This window comes from Alkalilimnicola ehrlichii, assembly GCF_003399765.1.
Lineage (GTDB): Bacteria > Pseudomonadota > Gammaproteobacteria > Nitrococcales > AK92 > AK92.
Genome location: NZ_NFZV01000010.1, coordinates 14,061 through 33,826 on the forward strand (window position 1 = coordinate 14,061; position 19,766 = coordinate 33,826).

The 19,766-nt window shown below is 56.9% G+C and carries 16 protein-coding genes; 13 read left to right on the forward strand and 3 right to left on the reverse strand.

Annotated features, from left to right (window positions below; translation table 11 throughout):
- Nucleotides 1-76: 76 nt before the first annotated feature.
- Together dxs and CAI21_RS11045 are read right to left on the reverse strand one after the other, a co-directional pair.
- Complete coding sequence (gene dxs, locus CAI21_RS11040; protein WP_116302338.1) at nt 77-1,930, reverse strand: 1-deoxy-D-xylulose-5-phosphate synthase; 1,854 nt, start codon at nt 1,928-1,930, stop codon at nt 77-79.
- A gap of 276 nt (nt 1,931-2,206) precedes the next feature.
- Nucleotides 2,207-2,674, reverse strand: coding sequence for a YcgN family cysteine cluster protein (locus tag CAI21_RS11045; RefSeq protein ID WP_258867979.1), 468 nt, complete (start codon nt 2,672-2,674; stop codon nt 2,207-2,209).
- A gap of 165 nt (nt 2,675-2,839) precedes the next feature.
- Between CAI21_RS11045 and CAI21_RS11050 the strand changes: the two genes are divergently transcribed.
- The 6 genes from CAI21_RS11050 (at nt 2,840) to CAI21_RS11075 (ending at nt 8,720) form a co-directional block, all read left to right on the forward strand.
- Entirely contained in the window at nt 2,840-4,420 is a 1,581-nt protein-coding gene (locus tag CAI21_RS11050) for a peptide chain release factor 3 (RefSeq protein ID WP_116302340.1), read from the forward strand.
- Nucleotides 4,421-4,452: 32 nt separating this feature from the next.
- A complete protein-coding gene (locus CAI21_RS11055) occupies nt 4,453-5,253 on the forward strand; it encodes a M90 family metallopeptidase (RefSeq protein WP_258867980.1) in 801 nt (266 codons plus the stop codon).
- A 273-nt stretch (nt 5,254-5,526) separates the two neighbouring features.
- On the forward strand, nt 5,527-5,862 hold the full coding sequence (locus CAI21_RS11060) for a CBS domain-containing protein (protein WP_116302429.1): 336 nt from the start codon (nt 5,527-5,529) through the stop codon (nt 5,860-5,862).
- Nucleotides 5,863-5,974: 112 nt separating this feature from the next.
- Nucleotides 5,975-6,496: an Hsp20/alpha crystallin family protein gene (locus CAI21_RS11065; RefSeq protein ID WP_116302342.1), complete on the forward strand. Its 522-nt coding sequence runs from the start codon at nt 5,975-5,977 to the stop codon at nt 6,494-6,496.
- 67 nt (nt 6,497-6,563) lie between these two features.
- A complete protein-coding gene (locus CAI21_RS11070) occupies nt 6,564-8,195 on the forward strand; it encodes a bifunctional aminoglycoside phosphotransferase/ATP-binding protein (RefSeq protein WP_116302343.1) in 1,632 nt (543 codons plus the stop codon).
- 69 nt (nt 8,196-8,264) lie between these two features.
- The gene (locus CAI21_RS11075) at nt 8,265-8,720 is read left to right on the forward strand and encodes a CBS domain-containing protein (protein WP_116302344.1); all 456 of its coding nucleotides are present in this window, start codon (nt 8,265-8,267) and stop codon (nt 8,718-8,720) included.
- Nucleotides 8,721-8,747: 27 nt separating this feature from the next.
- Here the strand turns inward: CAI21_RS11075 and dusB are convergent, their stop codons facing one another.
- Nucleotides 8,748-9,770, reverse strand: coding sequence for a tRNA dihydrouridine synthase DusB (gene dusB / locus CAI21_RS11080; RefSeq protein WP_116302345.1), 1,023 nt, complete (start codon nt 9,768-9,770; stop codon nt 8,748-8,750).
- A 253-nt stretch (nt 9,771-10,023) separates the two neighbouring features.
- On the opposite strand from dusB, the gene CAI21_RS11085 reads away from it, so the two are divergent.
- The 7 genes from CAI21_RS11085 (at nt 10,024) to CAI21_RS11115 (ending at nt 19,761) form a co-directional block, all read left to right on the forward strand.
- Nucleotides 10,024-10,575: a PRC-barrel domain-containing protein gene (locus CAI21_RS11085; RefSeq protein ID WP_116302346.1), complete on the forward strand. Its 552-nt coding sequence runs from the start codon at nt 10,024-10,026 to the stop codon at nt 10,573-10,575.
- A gap of 98 nt (nt 10,576-10,673) precedes the next feature.
- A complete protein-coding gene (locus CAI21_RS11090; RefSeq protein WP_116302347.1) occupies nt 10,674-11,417 on the forward strand; it encodes an SDR family NAD(P)-dependent oxidoreductase in 744 nt (247 codons plus the stop codon).
- 94 nt (nt 11,418-11,511) lie between these two features.
- Nucleotides 11,512-12,705 carry a DUF4139 domain-containing protein gene (locus CAI21_RS11095; RefSeq protein ID WP_116302348.1) on the forward strand — a complete coding sequence of 398 codons (1,194 nt, stop codon included), beginning with the start codon at nt 11,512-11,514 and terminating at the stop codon, nt 12,703-12,705.
- Between the two features lie 192 nt (nt 12,706-12,897).
- Nucleotides 12,898-13,869: an arsenic resistance protein gene (locus tag CAI21_RS11100; protein ID WP_116302349.1), complete on the forward strand. Its 972-nt coding sequence runs from the start codon at nt 12,898-12,900 to the stop codon at nt 13,867-13,869.
- A gap of 177 nt (nt 13,870-14,046) precedes the next feature.
- Nucleotides 14,047-15,204: an efflux RND transporter periplasmic adaptor subunit gene (locus tag CAI21_RS11105; RefSeq protein ID WP_116302350.1), complete on the forward strand. Its 1,158-nt coding sequence runs from the start codon at nt 14,047-14,049 to the stop codon at nt 15,202-15,204.
- Nucleotides 15,204-18,332, forward strand: coding sequence for an efflux RND transporter permease subunit (locus tag CAI21_RS11110; RefSeq protein ID WP_116302351.1), 3,129 nt, complete (start codon nt 15,204-15,206; stop codon nt 18,330-18,332). Before CAI21_RS11105 ends, CAI21_RS11110 begins: the two co-directional genes overlap by 1 nt.
- The gene (locus CAI21_RS11115; RefSeq protein WP_116302352.1) at nt 18,325-19,761 is read left to right on the forward strand and encodes an efflux transporter outer membrane subunit; all 1,437 of its coding nucleotides are present in this window, start codon (nt 18,325-18,327) and stop codon (nt 19,759-19,761) included. The genes CAI21_RS11110 and CAI21_RS11115 overlap by 8 nt, the downstream gene beginning before the upstream one ends.
- Nucleotides 19,762-19,766: the final 5 nt, after the last annotated feature.

The window sequence follows — 19,766 nt, forward strand, 5'->3', positions numbered from 1 at the left end:
TCCTCCTGCTCGGCAAGGAAGCCCTTCGCCCGGAGCCTTAAAGATAGGGGCCGGGCGAAGGGCGGCTCGGCTTAGTCTAATACTGTGCTATACGGGCCAGTATACTTTCGGCATCTAGTCCGGCATCGGCGAGCATCTCTTCCCGACTCCCGTGCTCGATGGGGCAGTCGGGTAGCCCGATATGTCTCACCTTACCTGCCAGGCCATGCTCGGCGAGCAGTTCGCTAACGCCGCCTCCCGCACCGCCGGCCACTACGTTCTCTTCTAATGTGACGAGCAATTCGTGGCGTTGTGCGAGGTCTAGTATAAGCTCTTCGTCTAACGGTTTGACAAAGCGCATATTCGCCACCGTCATATCGAGCTTTTCCGCAACTTCGAGCGCCGGTGCAAGCATACTACCGAAGGCCAGCAACGCGAGCCGTTTGCCTTCCCGACGAATCTCCCCCTTACCAAACGGCAGCGCTTCCATCTCGTTCGTAACCGGAACGCCTGGCCCTTTGCCTCGAGGGTAACGTACCGCCGCCGGGCCGTCGTGAAGAAAGCCGGTATATAACATTTGCCGACATTCGTTCTCGTCGGCCGGCGCCATGATCGCCATATCCGGTAAACAGCGCAAATAGCTTAAATCGTAACTTCCGGCATGAGTCGGGCCGTCCGGGCCGACCAAACCGGCGCGATCGATAGCGAATAAAACCGGTAGTTTTTGGAGCGCAACGTCGTGAACGACCTGGTCGTAACCGCGCTGAAGGAAAGTCGAGTAGATCGCCACGACCGGTTTGGCGCCCTCGCACGCCATTCCGGCGGCAACCGTGACGCTATGCTGTTCGGCAATACCGACGTCGTAGTAACGAGAGGGGTAGGTTTCGGCGAATTTGACCATTCCCGAACCTTCTCGCATCGCCGGCGTAATACCGACCAAGCGCCGGTCTTGGGCGGCCATATCGCATAACCACTGGCCGAAGACCTCGGTATAGCTTGGCGTACTGCTAGCCGTCTTACTGACCAGCCCCTGCTTGGGGTCGAACGTTGAGACGCCGTGATAACGAATCGGGTTGTCTTCAGCAGGTTTGTAGCCTTTACCTTTGCGAGTCACCACATGTAGCAGGCGAGGACCGTGCTGTTGGCCGAGATTCTGTAAGGTCTTAACCAAGGTCGGCAAATCATGGCCGTCGATCGGGCCGTAGTACTCGAAACCCAATTCCTCGAACAGCGTACTCGGTACTAACATCCCTTTCATATGCTCTTCTGCTCGGCGGGCAAGCTCGTGGATCGGCGGCATATGCCGAAGCACCCGTTTGCCGCCATCCCGCAAGCTAGCATAACCACGCCCGGACAGCAGGCGGGTGAGATAGCTGGACAAGGCGCCGACGTTTTCCGAAATAGACATTTCGTTGTCGTTCAAGACGACAAGAAGGTCGGCCTTTACGTCGCCGGCATGGTTCAAGGCTTCGAACGCTTCGCCCGCCGTCATGCCGCCATCGCCGATAATTGCAACAGTACGTCGCTTAACGCCAAGTAGGGAGGCGGCTAAGCTCATGCCCAGCGCGGCGCTTATCGAGGTGCTGGAGTGACCGACGCCGAACGTGTCGTACTCGCTTTCTTCGCGTTTAGGAAAACCCGCTAAGCCGCCGCGTTGACGAATGGTTGAAAGTAGGCGGCGCCGGCCCGTGAGCACTTTATGCGGATAGCATTGGTGGCCGACATCCCAGACCAAACGGTCATGCGGCGTGTCGAAGGCGTAATGGAGAGCGATGGTTAACTCGACAGTGCCGAGGCCGGCCGCGAGGTGGCCGCCGCTTTGTGCAACGCTTTGCAAGACGAACTGGCGCAGCTCGACAGCCAGTGCAGGCAGCCGGGAGGCGGGCAACTCCCGCAAATGACTTGGATCGTCGATACCGCTTAATAAGGGGTATTCATGCGCGTCGCTCATGCTTTCACCTTGAGGAGCCCCAACTAAACCGCTTCTTCGCAAGCGACATTACACGGTGTAGCCAGTATCCACGTCCATCGCGTTTACCGGTTACCCGCACCTGCCCTGTCAGCGCCTGTTACCGGCTCCTTCCTTGATTCTGTTGAAGTTCGTGAGCGGTATTTTATCAGTTGCCGCCGCTTGGCGCAGAAGCTTGAAGAACGGTCTGTCCGTCTCGCGAGAGACTCGAATATCCAAGAGTATGCGGTGCTTTGCAAGAAAACGAAGGCGCAGCCTTTACTCTATATCGGGATCGGCGATTTCCGGATCAATAATAAAGGCATCGAGATCGGTCGGACGAACCAGCTTTTCCGTAACCGCTAAGCCACGCACCGATACTCCCGCCTGATGGACGGTTTCCGTAGAGCCGGAAACCAGCGGGTGCCACCAATCCAAGGTCTTACCTTCGGCAAGGCGACGATAAGCGCAGGTGCTTGGAAGCCAGCGAAACTGCGCGGCGCCTTCGGGTGTCAGGCTAATGCAGTCGGGAACATGCTTGTTTCGATTGGGATAGTCGGTGCATTGACACGACTCGCAGTCGAGCAGACGGCACGCCACCCGTGTGTAGGCCAGCTCGCCCGTATCCATATCTTCCAGTTTATGCAAGCAACACCGGCCGCAGCCATCGCACAGAGACTCCCACTCTTCGAGCGTTAGCTCATGTAAGCGTTTGCGTTCCCAGAACGGGGTTTCTTGATCGCTCACGAAACGTCGGCTCCTTACCTGGTTGATAGTCGTCATTGTATTAGACTTTGTTAATCCATGTGTGCGTTTTGGTCGGCAGTCTTTTGAGGGTAGGCGAATTTATGTCAAGGGCGATGCGAGTTGTTATACTCCGCACTCCCGGAACTCCAGAGTTTAGCGAACCCCATGAGCCTTATTCCGCAAGAAGTTTCTCGTCGCCGCACCTTCGCGATCATTTCCCACCCTGACGCCGGTAAAACCACCCTGACCGAAAAGCTCTTGTTGTTTGGCGGAGCGATTCAGCTGGCAGGTAGCGTAAAAGGCAAGAAAGCGGCAGCCCACGCGACCTCCGACTGGATGGAGCTGGAAAAACAGCGCGGTATATCGGTCACGTCGTCGGTGATGCAGTTTCACTATGAAGGCTGCATCATTAACCTTCTTGACACACCTGGGCACGAAGACTTCTCCGAAGACACCTACCGAACGCTTACCGCGGTCGATTCGGCCCTGATGGTCATCGACAGCGCCAAAGGCGTCGAGGATCGGACCATTAAGTTGATGGAGGTCTGTCGCCTTCGGGATACGCCGATCATGACGTTCATTAACAAGCTGGATCGCGAGGGGCGCGATCCGATGGATGTGCTCGACGAAGTCGAGGAGGTTCTGAAGATTCGTTGCGCACCGATAACCTGGCCTTTGGGTATGGGGAAAGGGTTCAAAGGCGTTTTCCACCTCTACAACGATTGCATCCATCTCTATAGCCCGACGCACGGGGGAAAGATTCAGGAAGGCGAGGTTATACAGGGCTTGGATAACCCTCGACTGGACGAGTTGTTTGGCAGCCAAGCCGCTGAATTCCGCGAAGAAATCGAGCTTATTCGCGGTGCCAGCCATGAATTCGACCTGGATGCTTACCGGAGCGGAGAGCTTACTCCCGTTTATTTCGGTTCGGCCATTAACAACTTCGGTGTCAAAGAGCTATTGAACGGTTTCGTGGAGTATGCCCCGCCACCGCAAGCGCGTGCTGCCGCCGAGCGTATGGTAGAGCCGGAGGAAGCAAAACTGACGGGGTTTGTGTTTAAGATCCAGGCCAACATGGATCCGCAGCACAGGGACCGGATCGCCTTTATGCGTATTTGCTCGGGTGTTTTTCAGAAAGGAATGAAGCTGCGCCATGCAAGAATCGGCAAGGACGTGCGCATAGCTAACGCTATCACCTTCCTCGCCAGCGACCGAGAGCATATCGAAGAGGCCTATGCGGGCGATATCATCGGCTTGCATAACCACGGAACCATTCAGATCGGGGACACGTTCACCGAGGGAGAACTGCTGAAGTTTACCGGTATCCCCAACTTTGCACCGGAGTTATTCCGTCGCGCGGTGCTTAAAGATCCTTTGCGAATGAAAGCCTTGCAAAAAGGTATTGAGCAGCTGTGCGAGGAGGGTGCATCGCAGGTATTTCGCCCTCTTAACGGTAATGACGTTATCGTCGGCGCGGTCGGCGTGCTCCAGTTCGATGTTGTAGCCTTCCGACTCAAGCAAGAGTACAACGTCGAATGTCGTTTTGAGCCGGTCAACGTGGCAACTGCGCGTTGGGTAACTAGCGACGACGCCCGTAAGCTGCAAGAGTTTCGTAACCGAGCATCGGAAAACCTAGCGCTGGACGGCTCCGGCAGTCTGACCTACATTGCACCTTCTCGGGTTAACCTTCAGCTTACAGAGGAACGTTGGCCGGACATTCAATTCCTCGCGACCCGAGAACACTAGTGCTATTCGCCGCAACTGGCTAGGAGGCGTTGTTGAGTTTGTTCAGTCGCTTGACCGGCTTGTGGGCGCGCAGCCCCTCCTTTGCAGAGCACGAGTGGCGGCACGCAATAGCTGCCTTACCGCAGTTTGCCGGTTTCTCGGAAAGCGAACTCGACGTTTTACGAGCTCTGGCCCAGAAGTTTCTGAAAGATAAGGCGATCGAGCCGGTTGGCGGGCTACAATTAACAACCGATATGCTATTGCGTATTGCCTTATTGGCCTGCCTTCCAATTCTCAAGCTCGATCTAAGCTACTACCGCAACTGGTACGCGGTGGTAGTTTACCCTTCTGGATTTGTTGCAGAACACGAATATATCGCTGACGACGGTACGGTCCACGTCGAACACGGACCGCTGGCGGGAGAGGCGTGGGAACGGGGGCCGGTTATCGTTTCTTGGGAAGATATAGAAGCCGCGACAACCTTAGATGGTTTTAATGTCGTTATTCACGAATTCGCACATAAACTCGACATGCTTCAAGGTAGCTGCAATGGCTTGCCTCCCCTGCATAAGGGAATGACGGTCGATGCCTGGAGCACCGCATTCAGCCGCGCTTTCGACGACTTCAATCTGCGCGTCGATACCGAGGAAGACTTACCGATCGATGCTTACGCGGCCGAGAGTCCGGCGGAATTCTTTGCCGTTCTAAGCGAAGCATTTTTCGAAATTCCAGATGCCTTGCTTCGGCTATATCCAGCTGTTTACGCACAGTTAAGCTTATTCTACAGACAAGATCCCGCAGTGCGGCTCTCACCCCAGCGTCATTCCTCCTTATCCTCCGGTCACGGCCTCTGATCGCGCTGGCAATCTTGTTTTCTTGCGCTGCAACACTTGGCACACGGCTGCGTTGTCCGCAGTAGTGACTTATAGCAAGCGCTAAGCCCCGAGCTTTCCAGGCATTAGCGCATTTCTTGATGCAGCTTGCGGCGGTGCGCCCCGGCCGTAACTGCAGGTGAATGGAGGTCTAGGGATGCAAATCAAAGATGCCAGTTTAAGAACGCCTGAGACGGTTGAGCAGGGAATAAGTCTACAGAAAGCGGCTGAGCACATGCGGCGCGCGACGTCGGAATGTTATTGGTGGTTGATGATAGTGGCCGGGTGATCGGGACGGTCACCGATCAAGACATCTGCTTGCGTGCTGCGGCGGACGACATGGTTCCGGCTCGCACGGCCGTCGACGCGATAATGAATACGCAGTTGTTGAGTTGCGGCGTTGAGGAGGACGTTGCCGACGTCGAGCACCGCATGGATGCAAAAGGTTTGCGATGGCTTATTGTGAACGATGCCGACGGAACGCCTGTGGGGGCGGTCTCCAGAGCCGAGTTGGCCCGCTGTCGGGTAGCCCCGTATGTACAACGCTGGCAATCAGCGCGGCATACCGCGTCTTCGGCCGCACCTCATTAACATTTCTCTGCTCGAATTCTAGCGATCGCACTTGCGCCGACCGCAATTATCCCCAATCCGCAAACCTATAAAAGGGTAACTCGTTCATGCCAGTATTAAGAGGGAGATGGTTATGGCCAAGGAAGACCGGCAGCAGATAAGTTCAAGTGGAGAACCGCAGCGGCGCGGATTGCAAAGAGCTCGTCCGGTGCGTTCTATAGACCCATTGAGTGAGATGGAGCGATTGTTCGACGAGTACATGCCGAGTTCGTTAATTCGGCCATTTCGTTTTGAAAGGCCGGGTTGGATGGACGTCATCGGCCAGGCGGAGACAAGAATGCCGCGGGTCGATGTGCTCGAGCGTGATAAGGAAATCATGATGAAAGCCGAAATTCCCGGGGTCGATAAAGACGATCTTGATGTTTCGGTTACCGACAACACGGTGACGATTAAAGCGACAACGAAGCACGAGCAGGAAGAAGAGGAGGGCGACTATTACCGTTGCGAGATATCTCGTGGTAGCTACGCCCGGACGATCGCCTTGCCTTCGGAAGTCGACGCTAGTCAAGCGAAGGCCAAATTCGATAACGGGGTACTTGAGATGACGCTCCCTAAGAAGGAGGCGGCGAAGCGTCAGAAAATAACTGTCGAGTGAACCTCGATACGCTGTCAACGCTTGCGGCGGCGATTGTTAGCGCCGCCGCGCAATGGGGATATAGCCGATGCAAACTCGGGGCGTGACGATGGAGGCTCTGCTAGAGGCCCATACTAGGTTGGTCGCCGCGTTGCGCTCGCCAAGCTGCTACAAGCATCCCGCGACCACGGTTGACGTCATAGAAACGCATATATCCACCGTATTGTTAGCCGGTGCTTACGCGTACAAAATCAAAAAGCCGATACGTCTGCCATTCCTAGACTTTTCCACCCTTGCCAAACGGCAACATTATTGCGTCGAAGAACACCGGCTCAACTGTCGTTTAGCGCCTGAGTGGTATCTTGGAGTCGTTCCCATCGTTAACAGCGGGAACGAGGTCGCGGTAGAGGGAGAAGGGAAGGTCCTCGACTACGCGCTAAAGATGCGACGCTTCCCGCAGCAGGCGTTACTCGATTGCCGATTGGCTGCCGGCGAGCTTCTACCCGACGCGGTAACTCGCCTAGCGGATTGTATTGCGCTCTTTCATCGGCGGGCTGCGCGGGCAGACGAGACAGATACGGCATTACAGGCGGAGCAACGCCTGCGGCCCGTTACCGATAATCTTGCCGAGCTTAACGAACTGCTGGCTACCGATATGCCGGCGGAACGCATTGCATTTAAACGCGCTGAGGAGTTTCTTAGCAGGCAACGCGAATGTTTGGCGGCCTGGTTTGAAGAGCGGCAAGCTCACGGATATGTCCGAGAGTGTCACGGCGATCTCCACCTAGGCAATGTTGCGCTACTGGCCGCTAGCAATGAATTAGTGGTATTCGACGCCATCGAGTTCGACCCGTTACTACGTTGGTTGGACGTTATCGATGAAGTCGCGTTCACGACGATGGACCTAGAACACAGGCAAGCGAATTGTTTTTCTGGACTGTTTTTAAATGCTTATCTTCAACGTACGGGCGACTACGCAGGCCTGACAGCGCTGCGCTTTTACCAATGCCATCGCGCCCTCGTGCGGGCTAAAGTCAACCTTCTCCGAGCGCAGCAGCTAGCGGAAGATGCGGAGGGTAGCAATCGGAGCGAGGCTCTGAACTACTTACACCAGGCGGCCGCTTATACCGATCCTGGCTGGCCGCAGCTAGTCATCACCCACGGGCCGTCGGCATCCGGGAAAAGCACGCTCGCGCGGCAGCTCTCCGAACACGCGGGATTCATTTGGCTGCGCGCCGACATCGAGCGGAAACGCCTCGGCGGCCTCTCGGCAGAGACACAAAGCGGCTCCGCCCTTAACCAAGGTTTGTATACGCCGGAGGCGACCGACAAAACTTACCGACATATGTTCGAGTTGGCAGAGTCGTTGCTCGGGGCCGGTTTTCCGGTCGTCATCGATGCCTCATTCTTACAATACCGACAACGCATTGCAGCGGCGCATTTGGCGCACCGGGCAAACGTAGCGTTTGTGATCGTCGGCTGTGTCGTGAAGCCCGACGAACTGCGCCGCCGACTGAAACAGCGGGCGCTGGATGAGCAGGTATCGGAAGCTGACATCGATGTATTAGAACATCAGCTTTCTCATTGCGACCCTTTAACGGATAAGGAGTTGTTATGCTTTTCTGAAGTGGATTCCAGCCTAAGGAGTAACTGGATACAGGCACTACAGGCGGGTCCGCAGACATCCCAGACGGGTTTGCACCCACTCGCTGTGGAATAACCACAGTGGCACTCGCGCGCTTAGTCGGCAAATCTAAGCTTGAAGGAGTCCGGAAAGGAGATCGCGTTCATGGCGGTATCGGAACTGTGTAACCGAGAGGTCGTTATCGTTCGAGCAGAAGAGTCGGTACAGACCGTAGCCGAGCTAATGCGCGGCTATCATGTCGGAGATGTGGTCGTCGTCAAGCAAATCGACGGCAAACAGGTTCCGGTTGGTATGGTGACCGATCGAGATGTGGTCATCGAAGTTATGGCAGTGAATGTCGATCCACTGCAAATAACGGCCGGCGATCTGATGAGCACTGACTTGGTAACTGTCGACGAACGCGAAGATTTACCCGACGCGACGGCGAAGATGCGGCGAAGCGGTGTACGCCGCGTTGTGGTTGTCGATTCGGAAGGGGCGTTGGTGGGCATTCTTACCGTGGACGATATCCTAGAGATTCTAGCTGAGGAGCTTAACGACTTATCCCAAATACTCTATCGTCAGGTTGAACGCGAGGAAGCATTCCGAACCAGCCCATAATCGAAGGCGTAGTAGCTTGCTCGAAGCCTAATACGTAGCCAGCGCTGTTGTACGGGAGGCGACATCAGAGCTTTCGCTGTATGCGTTAATTTGACGCCCAAAATACTCCCGTAGCAGCCCAAGCTGTTCTTCCGCCGAGTCGACGCGGACTACGCGACGCCGAACCTCGGCGCCGTTAGGCTGAGTATTGAGGTACCAACCGATATGTTTCCGCGCGACACGCAAGCCTTGATACTCTCCATAGAACCGATGCAGATGCGCTATGTGTCCGAGCATGATGGTAGCCACTTCTTCGATATCCGGCTCGCGAAGCCGCTCGCCAGTACGGAGGAAATGATCGATTTCCCTGAATATCCACGGCCGCCCCTGGGCGGCTCGGCCGATCAATAAGCCGTCGGCGCCCGTTATTCGAAGTACCTCCGCGGCTTTTTCTGCGGAGTCTATGTCGCCATTGGCTAATACGGGAATTCGTACCGCTTGCTTAATCGCTCGAATCGTCTCGTATTCGGCCTGACCGCGATAGGCATCCGCCCGGGTTCGCCCGTGCACCGCCAGCGCCGAGATCCCGCACGCTTCGGCAATCTTCGCTATCCGCACGCCGTTACGCCGTTCCGGGGATATACCCGTTCGGATCTTAAGCGTTACCGGCACGCCCACCGCGCCAACAGTAGCCGTTAAAATCCGCTCTACCAATCGCTCGTCGGCCAACAAGGCCGACCCCGCTTCCTTTCGGCAAACCTTCTTAGCCGGGCAGCCCATATTAATATCGATAATTTGGGCGCCTTGCTCGACATTATACCGAGCACAATCAGCGAGCATGCTTGGGTCGCTGCCAGCGATTTGTACGCTGCGAGGTTCCGGCTCATTGCCATGCACTATCCGCAAGCGCGACTTCTGGGTATCCCACAACGCCGGATTAGACGCGACCATTTCCGAAACCGCCATCCCGGCCCCTAAGCGACGGCATAGCTCTCGATAGGGTAGATCGGTTACTCCGGCCATTGGCGCGAGGATAAGGGAATTGCGTAATGTGTAGGGGCCAATTTGCATAGCGCAGACAAAAAACCTAAGTGAACGATCCGGGAAAGGTGCATAGCCGGCGAGCTACGCACCCTCTGAGAAGATATCGCCATTATACCAGGATTATCGAACGGGCTAATCCTGGCCGGCAGGGGCTTTGCACCCGCTGGCGAAGCTAGATGGAGTATTTTCAAGCGAAGGCGTACTAGAACAGCCTTGTCATGGCGCAATTCCGCCCCTAAGGAAACAGAGAAAAGCAACATACCGTAATGGGAGGAGCGCGATGGCCAGAGACTGGCGGCGCCGACTAAGGACGGCACCAGCGGTAATAGCGTTGATCGCCGCTGGTAGCGCTAGCGCTGCATACGCCATTGATCGCCCCCTCGATCAAGTATCCTTTCCAAGCAATGCCGAACTAACGCTTGTCGAGCGACACGCCTTCGACGCCAGCGTTGTCGAAATGACTGCGGAGGAATTAATTGGCCGGGATGTCGTTAACCTCTCGAACGAACGCTTAGGTTACGTCAACGACATCGTTCAGGACGATCAAGGCGGGGGGCTATATGCCGTCGTGGCAACGGGGGGATTCATGGGCTTAGGCGAGCATGAGATCACAGTTCCGCTACAGCAGTTGCAACTTGCAGAGGATACCGAGCTACGGTTGCAATCGACCATCACTCAATCTCAGGTAGAGCGCATCGCCGCATTCAACCGACACCGCTATCAGCCAGTAACGCGAGATGTGGCCATTATCGAATTGGCCGGCATCAGCGAAGAGCAGTTGGCACGCACGGAAAACGCCGCGACTAACCCGGCGGAAGACGCTCAAGACTAAACCCAGCGCTCTGCGGCCGGTGGCGCCCGCAGAGTCGGGACAAGAATCCCTCAAGTTCGCTATGCTGCAGACTCGATGATAAGCCGAGGGAGAATCGCATGACGGGATGGGCTGTAGTAACAGGTGGTGGTTCTGGCATAGGCCGTGCACTAGCGCTAGAGCTGGCGGCAAAAGGACTATCTGTCCTAATTGTTGGTCGACGCGAACAAGCGCTACGGGAAGTGCAAGCGCATGCCCCCGATGCTATTAGGTTGGTAGCTGCCGATATTGCCACCGAAGAAGGCCGTCAGGCCGTGGCAGAGGCATTGCCGAATAAAGCACGGCTACAGGCGCTTGTGCATAATGCGGGCGTGATCGCCCCCATCGGGCCTTTATCCCAAGTAACGCTGAAAGACTGGCGTCAGAGCCAAGCGATCAACGTCGAGGCCCCATTATTCTTAACGCAGCGGCTGTTAGACCGTCTCGCAGGTGGGCGTGTACTGCACGTATCCTCCGGAGCCGCCCATAACGGCTATCAGGGTTGGGGGGCGTACTGCACGAGCAAAGCGGCCCTCTATATGCTTTATCAAGTGTTGCGGGATGAACTGGAAGATGCGGATATTGCGGTTGGTAGCGTACGGCCAGGTGTCGTCGACACGCCGATGCAAGACTTCATCCGCGAACAGCCCGCAGAACATTTCCCGGCCGTCGCACGTTTTATTAGCCTGAAACAAGAAGGCTTGCTCATTCCCGCAGAGAAAGTGGCCATATTCATGCGCTGGCTGTTACTGGACGTACCGGCGGGGGAATACAGCAGCCGAGAGTGGGAGTTTAACCAGGACGCCTCACGCGCGGGTTTATAGAAGAAGGCGGCACACTTTACTTTCTTTTTACGTCGCGGCGGCCGTTAATCGCGTTATCCTACCAAAATCGAACAAGCACAACTGGAGAAAGGATATGCGAAGAACACGCTGGGGCATTGGCGCAATCGGCGTAGTAATGCTCGTGTCGGGATTGGCAACGGCTGCCGATATTGAAAGCACGGCAGTCGATCGCGTTGACCTTGACCTGACTTTGTATAGCAACGGGTTGAGCTTAGTACGCGAAGGCAGAACCGTGGAACTGGCGCCGGGCGAGCAGGTGCTGGCTGTGGGCGATGTTAGCCGAGAGCTGGTTGCCGACAGCATTAGAGCGGACGGCCCGTTCGTTCTACGGGAGCAGCGTTTTGCTTACGACGCCGGGACGCCGGAGCGGCTACTTGAGCGCTACGTCGGAAGACCTATTACCCTAATTCAGCATCACACCGAAACAGGGCGCACCACGGAGGTCGAAGCGCAGCTGTTAGCCCTCAGTAACGGCACGCCGATCTATCGCATTGGCGATAGCATTGAGATTGGCGACGACCACTCTCCTTGGCGACCGCGCTTACCGATAGAAAAAAACACCTTCGTTACTCCTACCGTGTTATTAGGACTGATAAGCGAAACACGCGGACCGCAGGCGCTGGAGCTGTCCTACTTAACAGGGGGCCTAGGCTGGGAAGCTTCCTATAACGCTCGCTTACACCCTGACCGCGGGCGCCTTGATCTGGATGCCTGGGCAAGCTTACACAATCGCAGTGGGGTCGACTTTGAAAACGCAACCATCGCTCTAATCGCCGGCGAGCCTTATCAAGCCGCTCGGCCTATGCCAGCAATGCGGGCTGAGACGATGCGCGCCCACTCGGCGGAAGCCGAGTTTCACGTCTCAGGCAGTAGTTATCGCCGCTACGATTTACCAGAGCCGATTAGCTTGGCGGACGGAGAGCGGAAACAGGTTCGCTTATTTGCCAATGACGGGGTGCCCGTTCAACTCGAGTATCGTTTGATCGGGGAGGGCAGCCGCTCACAACGCACCGAGGTGAGACAGAACGCCGAGCTTTGGCTGCACCTCGACAATAGTTCGCCGAACCTTGGCCGAGCCTTACCGGCGGGCATCGCTCGCATCTACGAAGCCATCGAAACCAACGGCGAGCAATTGCTGGGCGAAGTGCACATTCCCGCCTTGGCTCCGGAGCCAATGGGAAAGCCCGGTAGGTCGAAGCTTCGATGTAGTTGGCGAGCGGCGACAAACCGCTTATCGGGACCTGGGCGAAGAGGGAGCCGAATATGAATGGCGTATCCAAGTAAGTAATGCCCGGGACCGAGAAGTCGCGGTTACCATCGAAGAAAACTTCCGTGGCGACTGGGAAATCCTCGATGAAAGCGGACCCCATGAATTAGCCCGAGCACATACTGCCCGTTGGCGCATCGCTGTTCCGGCCCATGAAACCGTAGAGCTTACCTACCGAGCCGCTATTCGCCGATGACCGCCTTTGAGAAGCTGCAGCCGCTTGTCATTATGGCCGCAGCACTGCTGGGCGTGGCCTTAGGCCACGCCCAGCCTATCGCTGCCCGTGCAGAGCTTCTGATTACACCGCTTTTATTGCTCATGCTTTGGGCAGTATTCGTTAGGGTACCCTTAGAGTCCCTCAGGGCGGCCTCCAGGCAAATCCGCTTCCTGAGCTTAGCACTCGTATTCAATTTCATTTGGGCGCCGGTTTTCGCTTACGCCGTCGGCTGGCTATTTCTTAGGGATCATCCGCAGCTGTGGCTAGGCTTCGTGATGCTGTTGGTCACGCCGTGTACCGATTGGTACTTGATATTTACTGCATTAAGTCGCGGCAATGTACGTTTGGCTACCGTCTTGTTACCGTGGCATTTAGTCTTGCAACTTCTGCTGCTTCCTGTTTATCTTGGGTTTATTCTCGATACGACCATCGTCTATAACGCCAGCGAGCTGATAACCGGCTTCGCCTTAGTAATAGGCATTCCACTCGCTTTGGCGATACTCTGCCGATGGTTAGGGAAAACGCACATAGAGACGGAGACGGCAGCAAGTAGGCTGGGGTATCTACAACTTCTCTGCTTAAACTTGGCCATCGTTGCGCTCTTCGCGGCTCATGGCCAATTGCTTTTCGCGCACATCGATTCGGTCGTGCGGCTGCTTATTCCGCTGCTCATGTTTTTCGGCGCAACGTTATGGCTGGTACACACGATATCCTGCCGAGCCGGTTATCGTTACCCTGAGCGGGTCGCACTGTGCTTTAGTTGTTTGGCAAGGAACTCGCCGGTCGCACTCGCCATCGCCGTGGTCGCCTTTCCAGATTGGCCATTACTTGCCCTGGTTCTGGTTGTCGGGCCATTAATGGAGCTGCCGGTGCTCGCTGTTATCTCGCGGCTCTTACTCCGTGCACAATCGATCGGCTCGCAGACAACCCCGCATAGGGGTGCTTAACAGCGCGCTAAGGGCAGCCATTCCAACCGCGTCTACCACAAACGTGTCGAAAAGCATCGCTTAAGAACGACGTACTTATTGACAGCATCACAAGAAGGTTTAACATACGTGCGTGTTTGTATCCTTAAATCCGAAAGGGACTCCATGCCTGCATATTGCCCGCCGGGAGGTTGTTTAATGCGAGCGCCGTTTAATGTTTTCGCGGGTCTGAGAGGACTCTCCCTATCCCTACTCCTAGGCATAGGCCTGATAGGCTGCGGCCAGGGCGAGGGCTCTGGCGGAGCGAACCAAGGACCGCCGCCACCACCTGTTACAGTTGCAGAAGTTACCGCGCAAAATGTTCAGGTCACCGGCGAATACGCCGGGCGTGCACGGGGTTCGCGGCAAGTCGAGGTACGGGCGCGGGTCGGCGGTACCCTGGAAGAACGTTTGTATTCCGAAGGCCAGTTCCTCGAAGCGGGTGATCCGCTTTTTAGAATTGAGCGTCAACCTTATGAAATCGCTGTCAAGCGAGCCGAGGCTGAGCTTGCTAACGCACGCGCAAGCCTAAATCAGGCCGACCGCGAATGGCGGCGTATTTCTTCGCTGTTCGAGCGTAACGCGATTAGCGAGCGGGAGCGGGATCAGGCGCTCTCCCAGCGGGAGCTTGCGCAAGCACAGTTTGCTTTGGCCGAAGCCAGTTTGGCGCAGGCTCAGTTGGACTTGAGTTACACCATTGTGAGGGCGCCGGTAGCCGGCCCGACCGGGCTGGAAAGCCTGCCGGAAGGCAGTTTGATCGATCGCGGCACGCTGCTGACAACAGTCACACAGCACAACCCCATACACGTCCATTTCGCACTTCCCCCGAGTGACGCGGCCACCCAACGCATGGTTCGTGCTGCGATGGCCGGCCAAGGCGACGTTCAGCAAGTCGAGGCCACCTTGTTATTCTCCGACGGTTCGACTTATGGCGAGAAAGGCATCGTTAATTTCACCGATAGCACGATCGATCCGAGAACCGGCAATGTTTCGGCAAGGGCCGTGTTCGCGAACGACAACAACGAACTCACGCCAGGCCAGTTCGTCCGCATCCGGATGCCGATCCAGCAGTTGGAGAATGTGTTCTTAGTCGAAGAGCAAGTGGTCGGCCAAGGCCGCCAAGGCCCTCGCGTTTTCATCCTCACCGAGGAAGGAACGGTCCGCGAACAACCCGTCGAAGTTGGGCCGGTTGTCGACGGTAAGCGCGTGATCTTAAGCGGGTTGGAAAACGGCGATAAATTGGTCGTTAACGGGCATGTCGCGCTGCGCGACGGCGCTCCGGTTACGCCCACTGTCCGCAACGGGCGGGAGGACTAATGCTTAGGTTCTTTATTGATCGACCGATTTTTTCGTCGGTCATATCCATTATTATCGTCCTGCTTGGCGCCGCGGCATTGCGCGTTCTGCCGGTCGAGCAATACCCGGACGTAGCACCGCCGCAGGTGGTTGTCACAGCAATCTACCCCGGTGCCAGTGCCGAAGTAATGGCCAACTCGGTCGCCGCCCCTCTGGAGCAGGAAATCAACGGCGTCGACAACATGATCTACATGGAGTCAACGAGTACCGACGCCGGCTATATCCAGATTTCGATTTCTTTCGAACTGGGTACCGACCCAGACCAGGCGGCCATCAACGTCAATAACCGGGTTCAATCGGCGTTGGCACGGCTACCACAACGCGTGCGCGATCAAGGCATTCGTGTCGAAGCCCAATCGACTAACATTCTGATGGTACCGGTCCTGTACTCTCCGGACGGCAGCCTCACTACGCTACAAATCAGCAATTACGCTTTATTAAACGTCCTTGACGAGCTGGTTCGTATCCCCGGGGTAGGTGATGCGTCCCTTTTCGGCGAACAGGACTACTCCATGCGTGTCTGGCTACGCCCGGATATGCTGGCGCAGTACGATCTCACGCCGTCCGATGTTGCCGGCGCGCTTCGCTCTCAGAATGCCCAGTTCGCAGCCGGCAGTATCGGTGCGGAGCCTGCTCCGCTAGGCCAGGCGTTCACATTTGCCGTCGCTCCGGAAGGTCAACTGAGCAGCCCGGAGGAGTTCGAGCGGGTCATTCTACGTGCCGACGAAGAGGGCAGCGTACTCCGTTTAGGCGATATAGCGCGGGTCGAACTCGGTTCCAGCAACTATGCCTTCTCGGCGGTTTATAACCAAGAACCGACGGTCCCGATGGGTGTCTACTTACAGCCTGGCGCTAATGCTTTAGAGACGGCACAGCAGGTGAGGGAAGCCCTGGCAGAGATGTCTACGCGTTTCCCCGAGGGGTTAAGCTACGGGATTCCCTACGACACCACCGAGTTTATCGAAGTATCGGTACGGGAAGTGGTCGTCACCTTACTTGTGGCGCTTGCGCTGGTCGTACTGGTGACGTTCATTTTCCTACAGCACTTCCGGGCGGCATTGATTCCCTTGGCAGCCATTCCGGTATCCCTGATCGGCACCTTCGCCGGCATGTTGGCGCTCGGTTTCTCGGTCAATTTGCTCACGCTATTCGGCCTAGTACTAGCGATCGGGATTGTGGTCGACAACGCCATCATCGTGATGGAAAACGTCGAACGTTTGATGCATGAAAAAGGCTTGAAGGCACGCGAAGCGTCCATCGAGACAATGCAGCAAGTAGCAGGGGCCGTAGTCGCTTCTACCCTGGTTTTGGTTGCTGTCTTCGCGCCAGTAGCTTTCCTCGGCGGACTGACCGGCGAACTTTACCGGCAGTTTGCTGCGACTATTGCCGTTTCTGTCGTTGTCTCTGCCGTGGTCGCGCTGACCCTAACGCCTGCCATGTGCGCATTGCTGCTCGATCGACAAGCGAAGGAACCGGCTAAAATCTTCCAGTGGTTCAACTACGGTTTCGAGCGCGTTACCAATGGCTTCGTTAGCGCCGTCGACGTGCTATTGAAGAAACCCGTCGTCGGTGTCGGCTTATTTGCCGGCATGTTGTTGGTCGTCGGTTTCTTGCTGACTCGCATGCCCGACGGTTTGGTCCCGCAAGAAGACCAGGGCGTTGCGATTGCAGTCGTCCAATTGCCGCCGACCGCCTCGTTACCGCGCACCGAAGTGGTCCGCGACGTGCTATCGGAACAACTGCTGGGCCTGCCCGAAGTACAGGACTTCACGGCTTTCGCCGGTTTCGACATCATTGCCGGTTCCTTACGAACCAACGCCGCGGCCGGCTTTGTGAATCTCTCGCATTGGAATGAGCGGACGGGGCAGGGGCAGGATGCCGCTTCCGTAGCTATGCAGGTAATGGGGATGGGTTTTGGCATTCAGGAAGCCAATATCTTCGCCTTCACGCCGCCGCCGATTATGGGGCTTTCCCTGACCGGCGGGGTCGAGGGGTATTTGCAGGTTCGTGGCGACGTCACCATGGCCGATGTCGAAGCCAGAGCTCAGCGCTTTGTGGCCGCGGCTAACGAAAGGCCTGAGCTGGGCAACGTCCAAATCACCCTGGACACCGGCATTCCTCAATATCGCGCGAAAGTCGACCGCGAACAGGCCAGCGCTATAGGCGTACCGTTGAACCAGGTATTCGAAGCGATGCAAAGCACCTTCGGCTCCCTCTACGTCAACGACTTCACCTATGCCGGCCGTAACTGGCAAGTCAATCTACAGTCCGAAGGCGAGTTCCGCAGCCAACCGGAGGATATTCAGCGGGTCTTCGTACGTTCGGAGTATGGCGAGATGGTGCCGCTGAGTTCCCTTGTGACCTTAGAACGCACCAATGCAGCGGATATCGTTAATCGATTCAATGTTTATCCGGCTGCGCGCTTGATGGCAGACCCCGCCCCCGGTTACACGACGGGGCAGGCCAAAGCTGCGTTGGAAGCTGTTGCCGCCCAAATGGAAGACGGAGATACCGTCCTTGGCTGGATTGGCGAAGCCTATCAGTTAGACGCCGCGGCAGGTGCCGGCACAGCCGCCTTCGCTTTAGGCTTACTGATGGTCTTCTTGATTCTGGCAGCGCAATACGAGCGTTGGACGCTACCGCTAGCGGTCGCTTCTGCAGTGCCGTTTGCGGTGCTCGGCGCCGCTCTCTTCAGCGTACTGCGCGGATTCCCGAACGATATCTACTTCCAAGTCGGGCTTTTGCTGTTAATTGGCTTGGCAGCTAAGAATGCCATTCTAATCGTCGAATTTGCGGCACAGAACCGGGCGACTGGCCTGAGTTCGCAAGAAGCCGCTCGCACCGCGGCCAAACAACGCTTCCGGGCCATTATGATGACGGCATTAACCTTCATCATCGGCTCCTTGCCGTTGCTGTTTGCAACCGGCGCTGGTGCTGCCAGTCGGCAGGAGCTTGGGACGGTGGTCGTCGGCGGCATGATCGCTGCAAGCACGCTGGCGCTTGTCTTCGTACCACTCTTCTACAAATTGTTGGAGGATTTGGCCACGTGGCGTCGGCAGCGTAAGGAAAGGAGAAGCGCCGATGCATAAGAAGCTCTTATTGGCGGTGGCAACGTCGCTGGCGGTAGCGGGATGCGTTACCGTCGGCCCCGACTACCAGGCTCGCGATTTCGATTTGCCGGAACAATGGCCCGAGCATCATCTGCTTGATGAGGCCGATACCACCGACTGGTTGGAATGGTGGCAACGGTTCGAGGACCCGGTCCTTAACCAGTTGGTGGGGCGGGCGCTCGACGACAACCTGGAAATCCGCTTGCAAGCGGCCAGAATCGAGGAGGCGAGGGCAAGGCTCGGCTTGGCGCGGGCAGAGCAAAGGCCTAGCCTTTCCGCCCAAGCGGAAGCCAGCCGCGATCGGCAACCGGCGGCTGCGATGCCGCTGGAAGGGTTCGAGCCGTCGCCGAGCAACCTGTTCTCGATTAGCGGTATGCTCAGCTACGAGCTGGACCTGTGGGGTCGCTTGACCCGCGAGCGGGAAGCCGCCGAAGCCATTTTGGAAGAGAACCAGTTCTCGCGGGAAGCCGTACGCCTCAACGTCGTTGCCGACGTCGTTGCAACGTACTTCAACCTGCGGACAGCGCAAAGCCAACTGGCGATCACAAAACAAGCACTGGAAACCCGCGAGGAAACCTATCGACTGGAACGCGTTCGCTTCGAGGCCGGCGATGCCGACGAGCTTTCCTTGCGCCAAGCGCAATCCGAGTTAGCCACCGCTCGTGCGCAGCTACCGGCGTACATTCAGCAAGTTCGGGTGTTGGAGGGTGCGCTAGGCGCTTTGCTGGGGCTAACGCCTGCCGAACTCTTCCGCGAGTTTGAGCTGGGCGATGAGCGGCTTGAGCAAATCGCATTGCCAGAGGGTGTTCCAAGTTACTTGCCGTCACAGCTACTGGAACGACGGCCGGACATCCGGGCGGCGGAAGCCGGCGTTATCGCGGCAACCGCCGGCGTTGGCGTAGCGCAAGCCTCTCGTCTGCCGAGGTTGAACCTTACGACGCTATTGGGCACCGCAGCCGTTGATACCGGGGATCTCTTTACCGGCGATGCGATGACCTGGGGGCTTGGCGCTTCCGTTGCCGGGCCGCTGCTGGACTTTGGGCGCGGGCGGGCGAGGGTCGATACTGCGGAAGCAATCCGTTCCCAAGCGGAGCTGCGGTATGAAGCCACCGTCAATACCGCGTTCCGCGAGGTACGCGATGCGCTCGTCGTTTACGAGACCAGCGGCGATCGGGTGGCGGCCATTCAAGAGCAGGTCGATGCTATCGGGCGCTCTTTGTACGTCGCCGAACTGCGCTACCGTGAAGGCTTGGTTGGCTTCATCGAACTACTCGACGCCCAACGAGCGCTCCTATCGGCAGAGCTGGCGCTGGCAGAAGCCAACCGTGACCGCCTGACCGCCACAGCAACGTTATTCAAAGCACTCGGCGGCGGCTGGAGCGAAACGGCGGCAGAGGACGACGCTTAGACTGG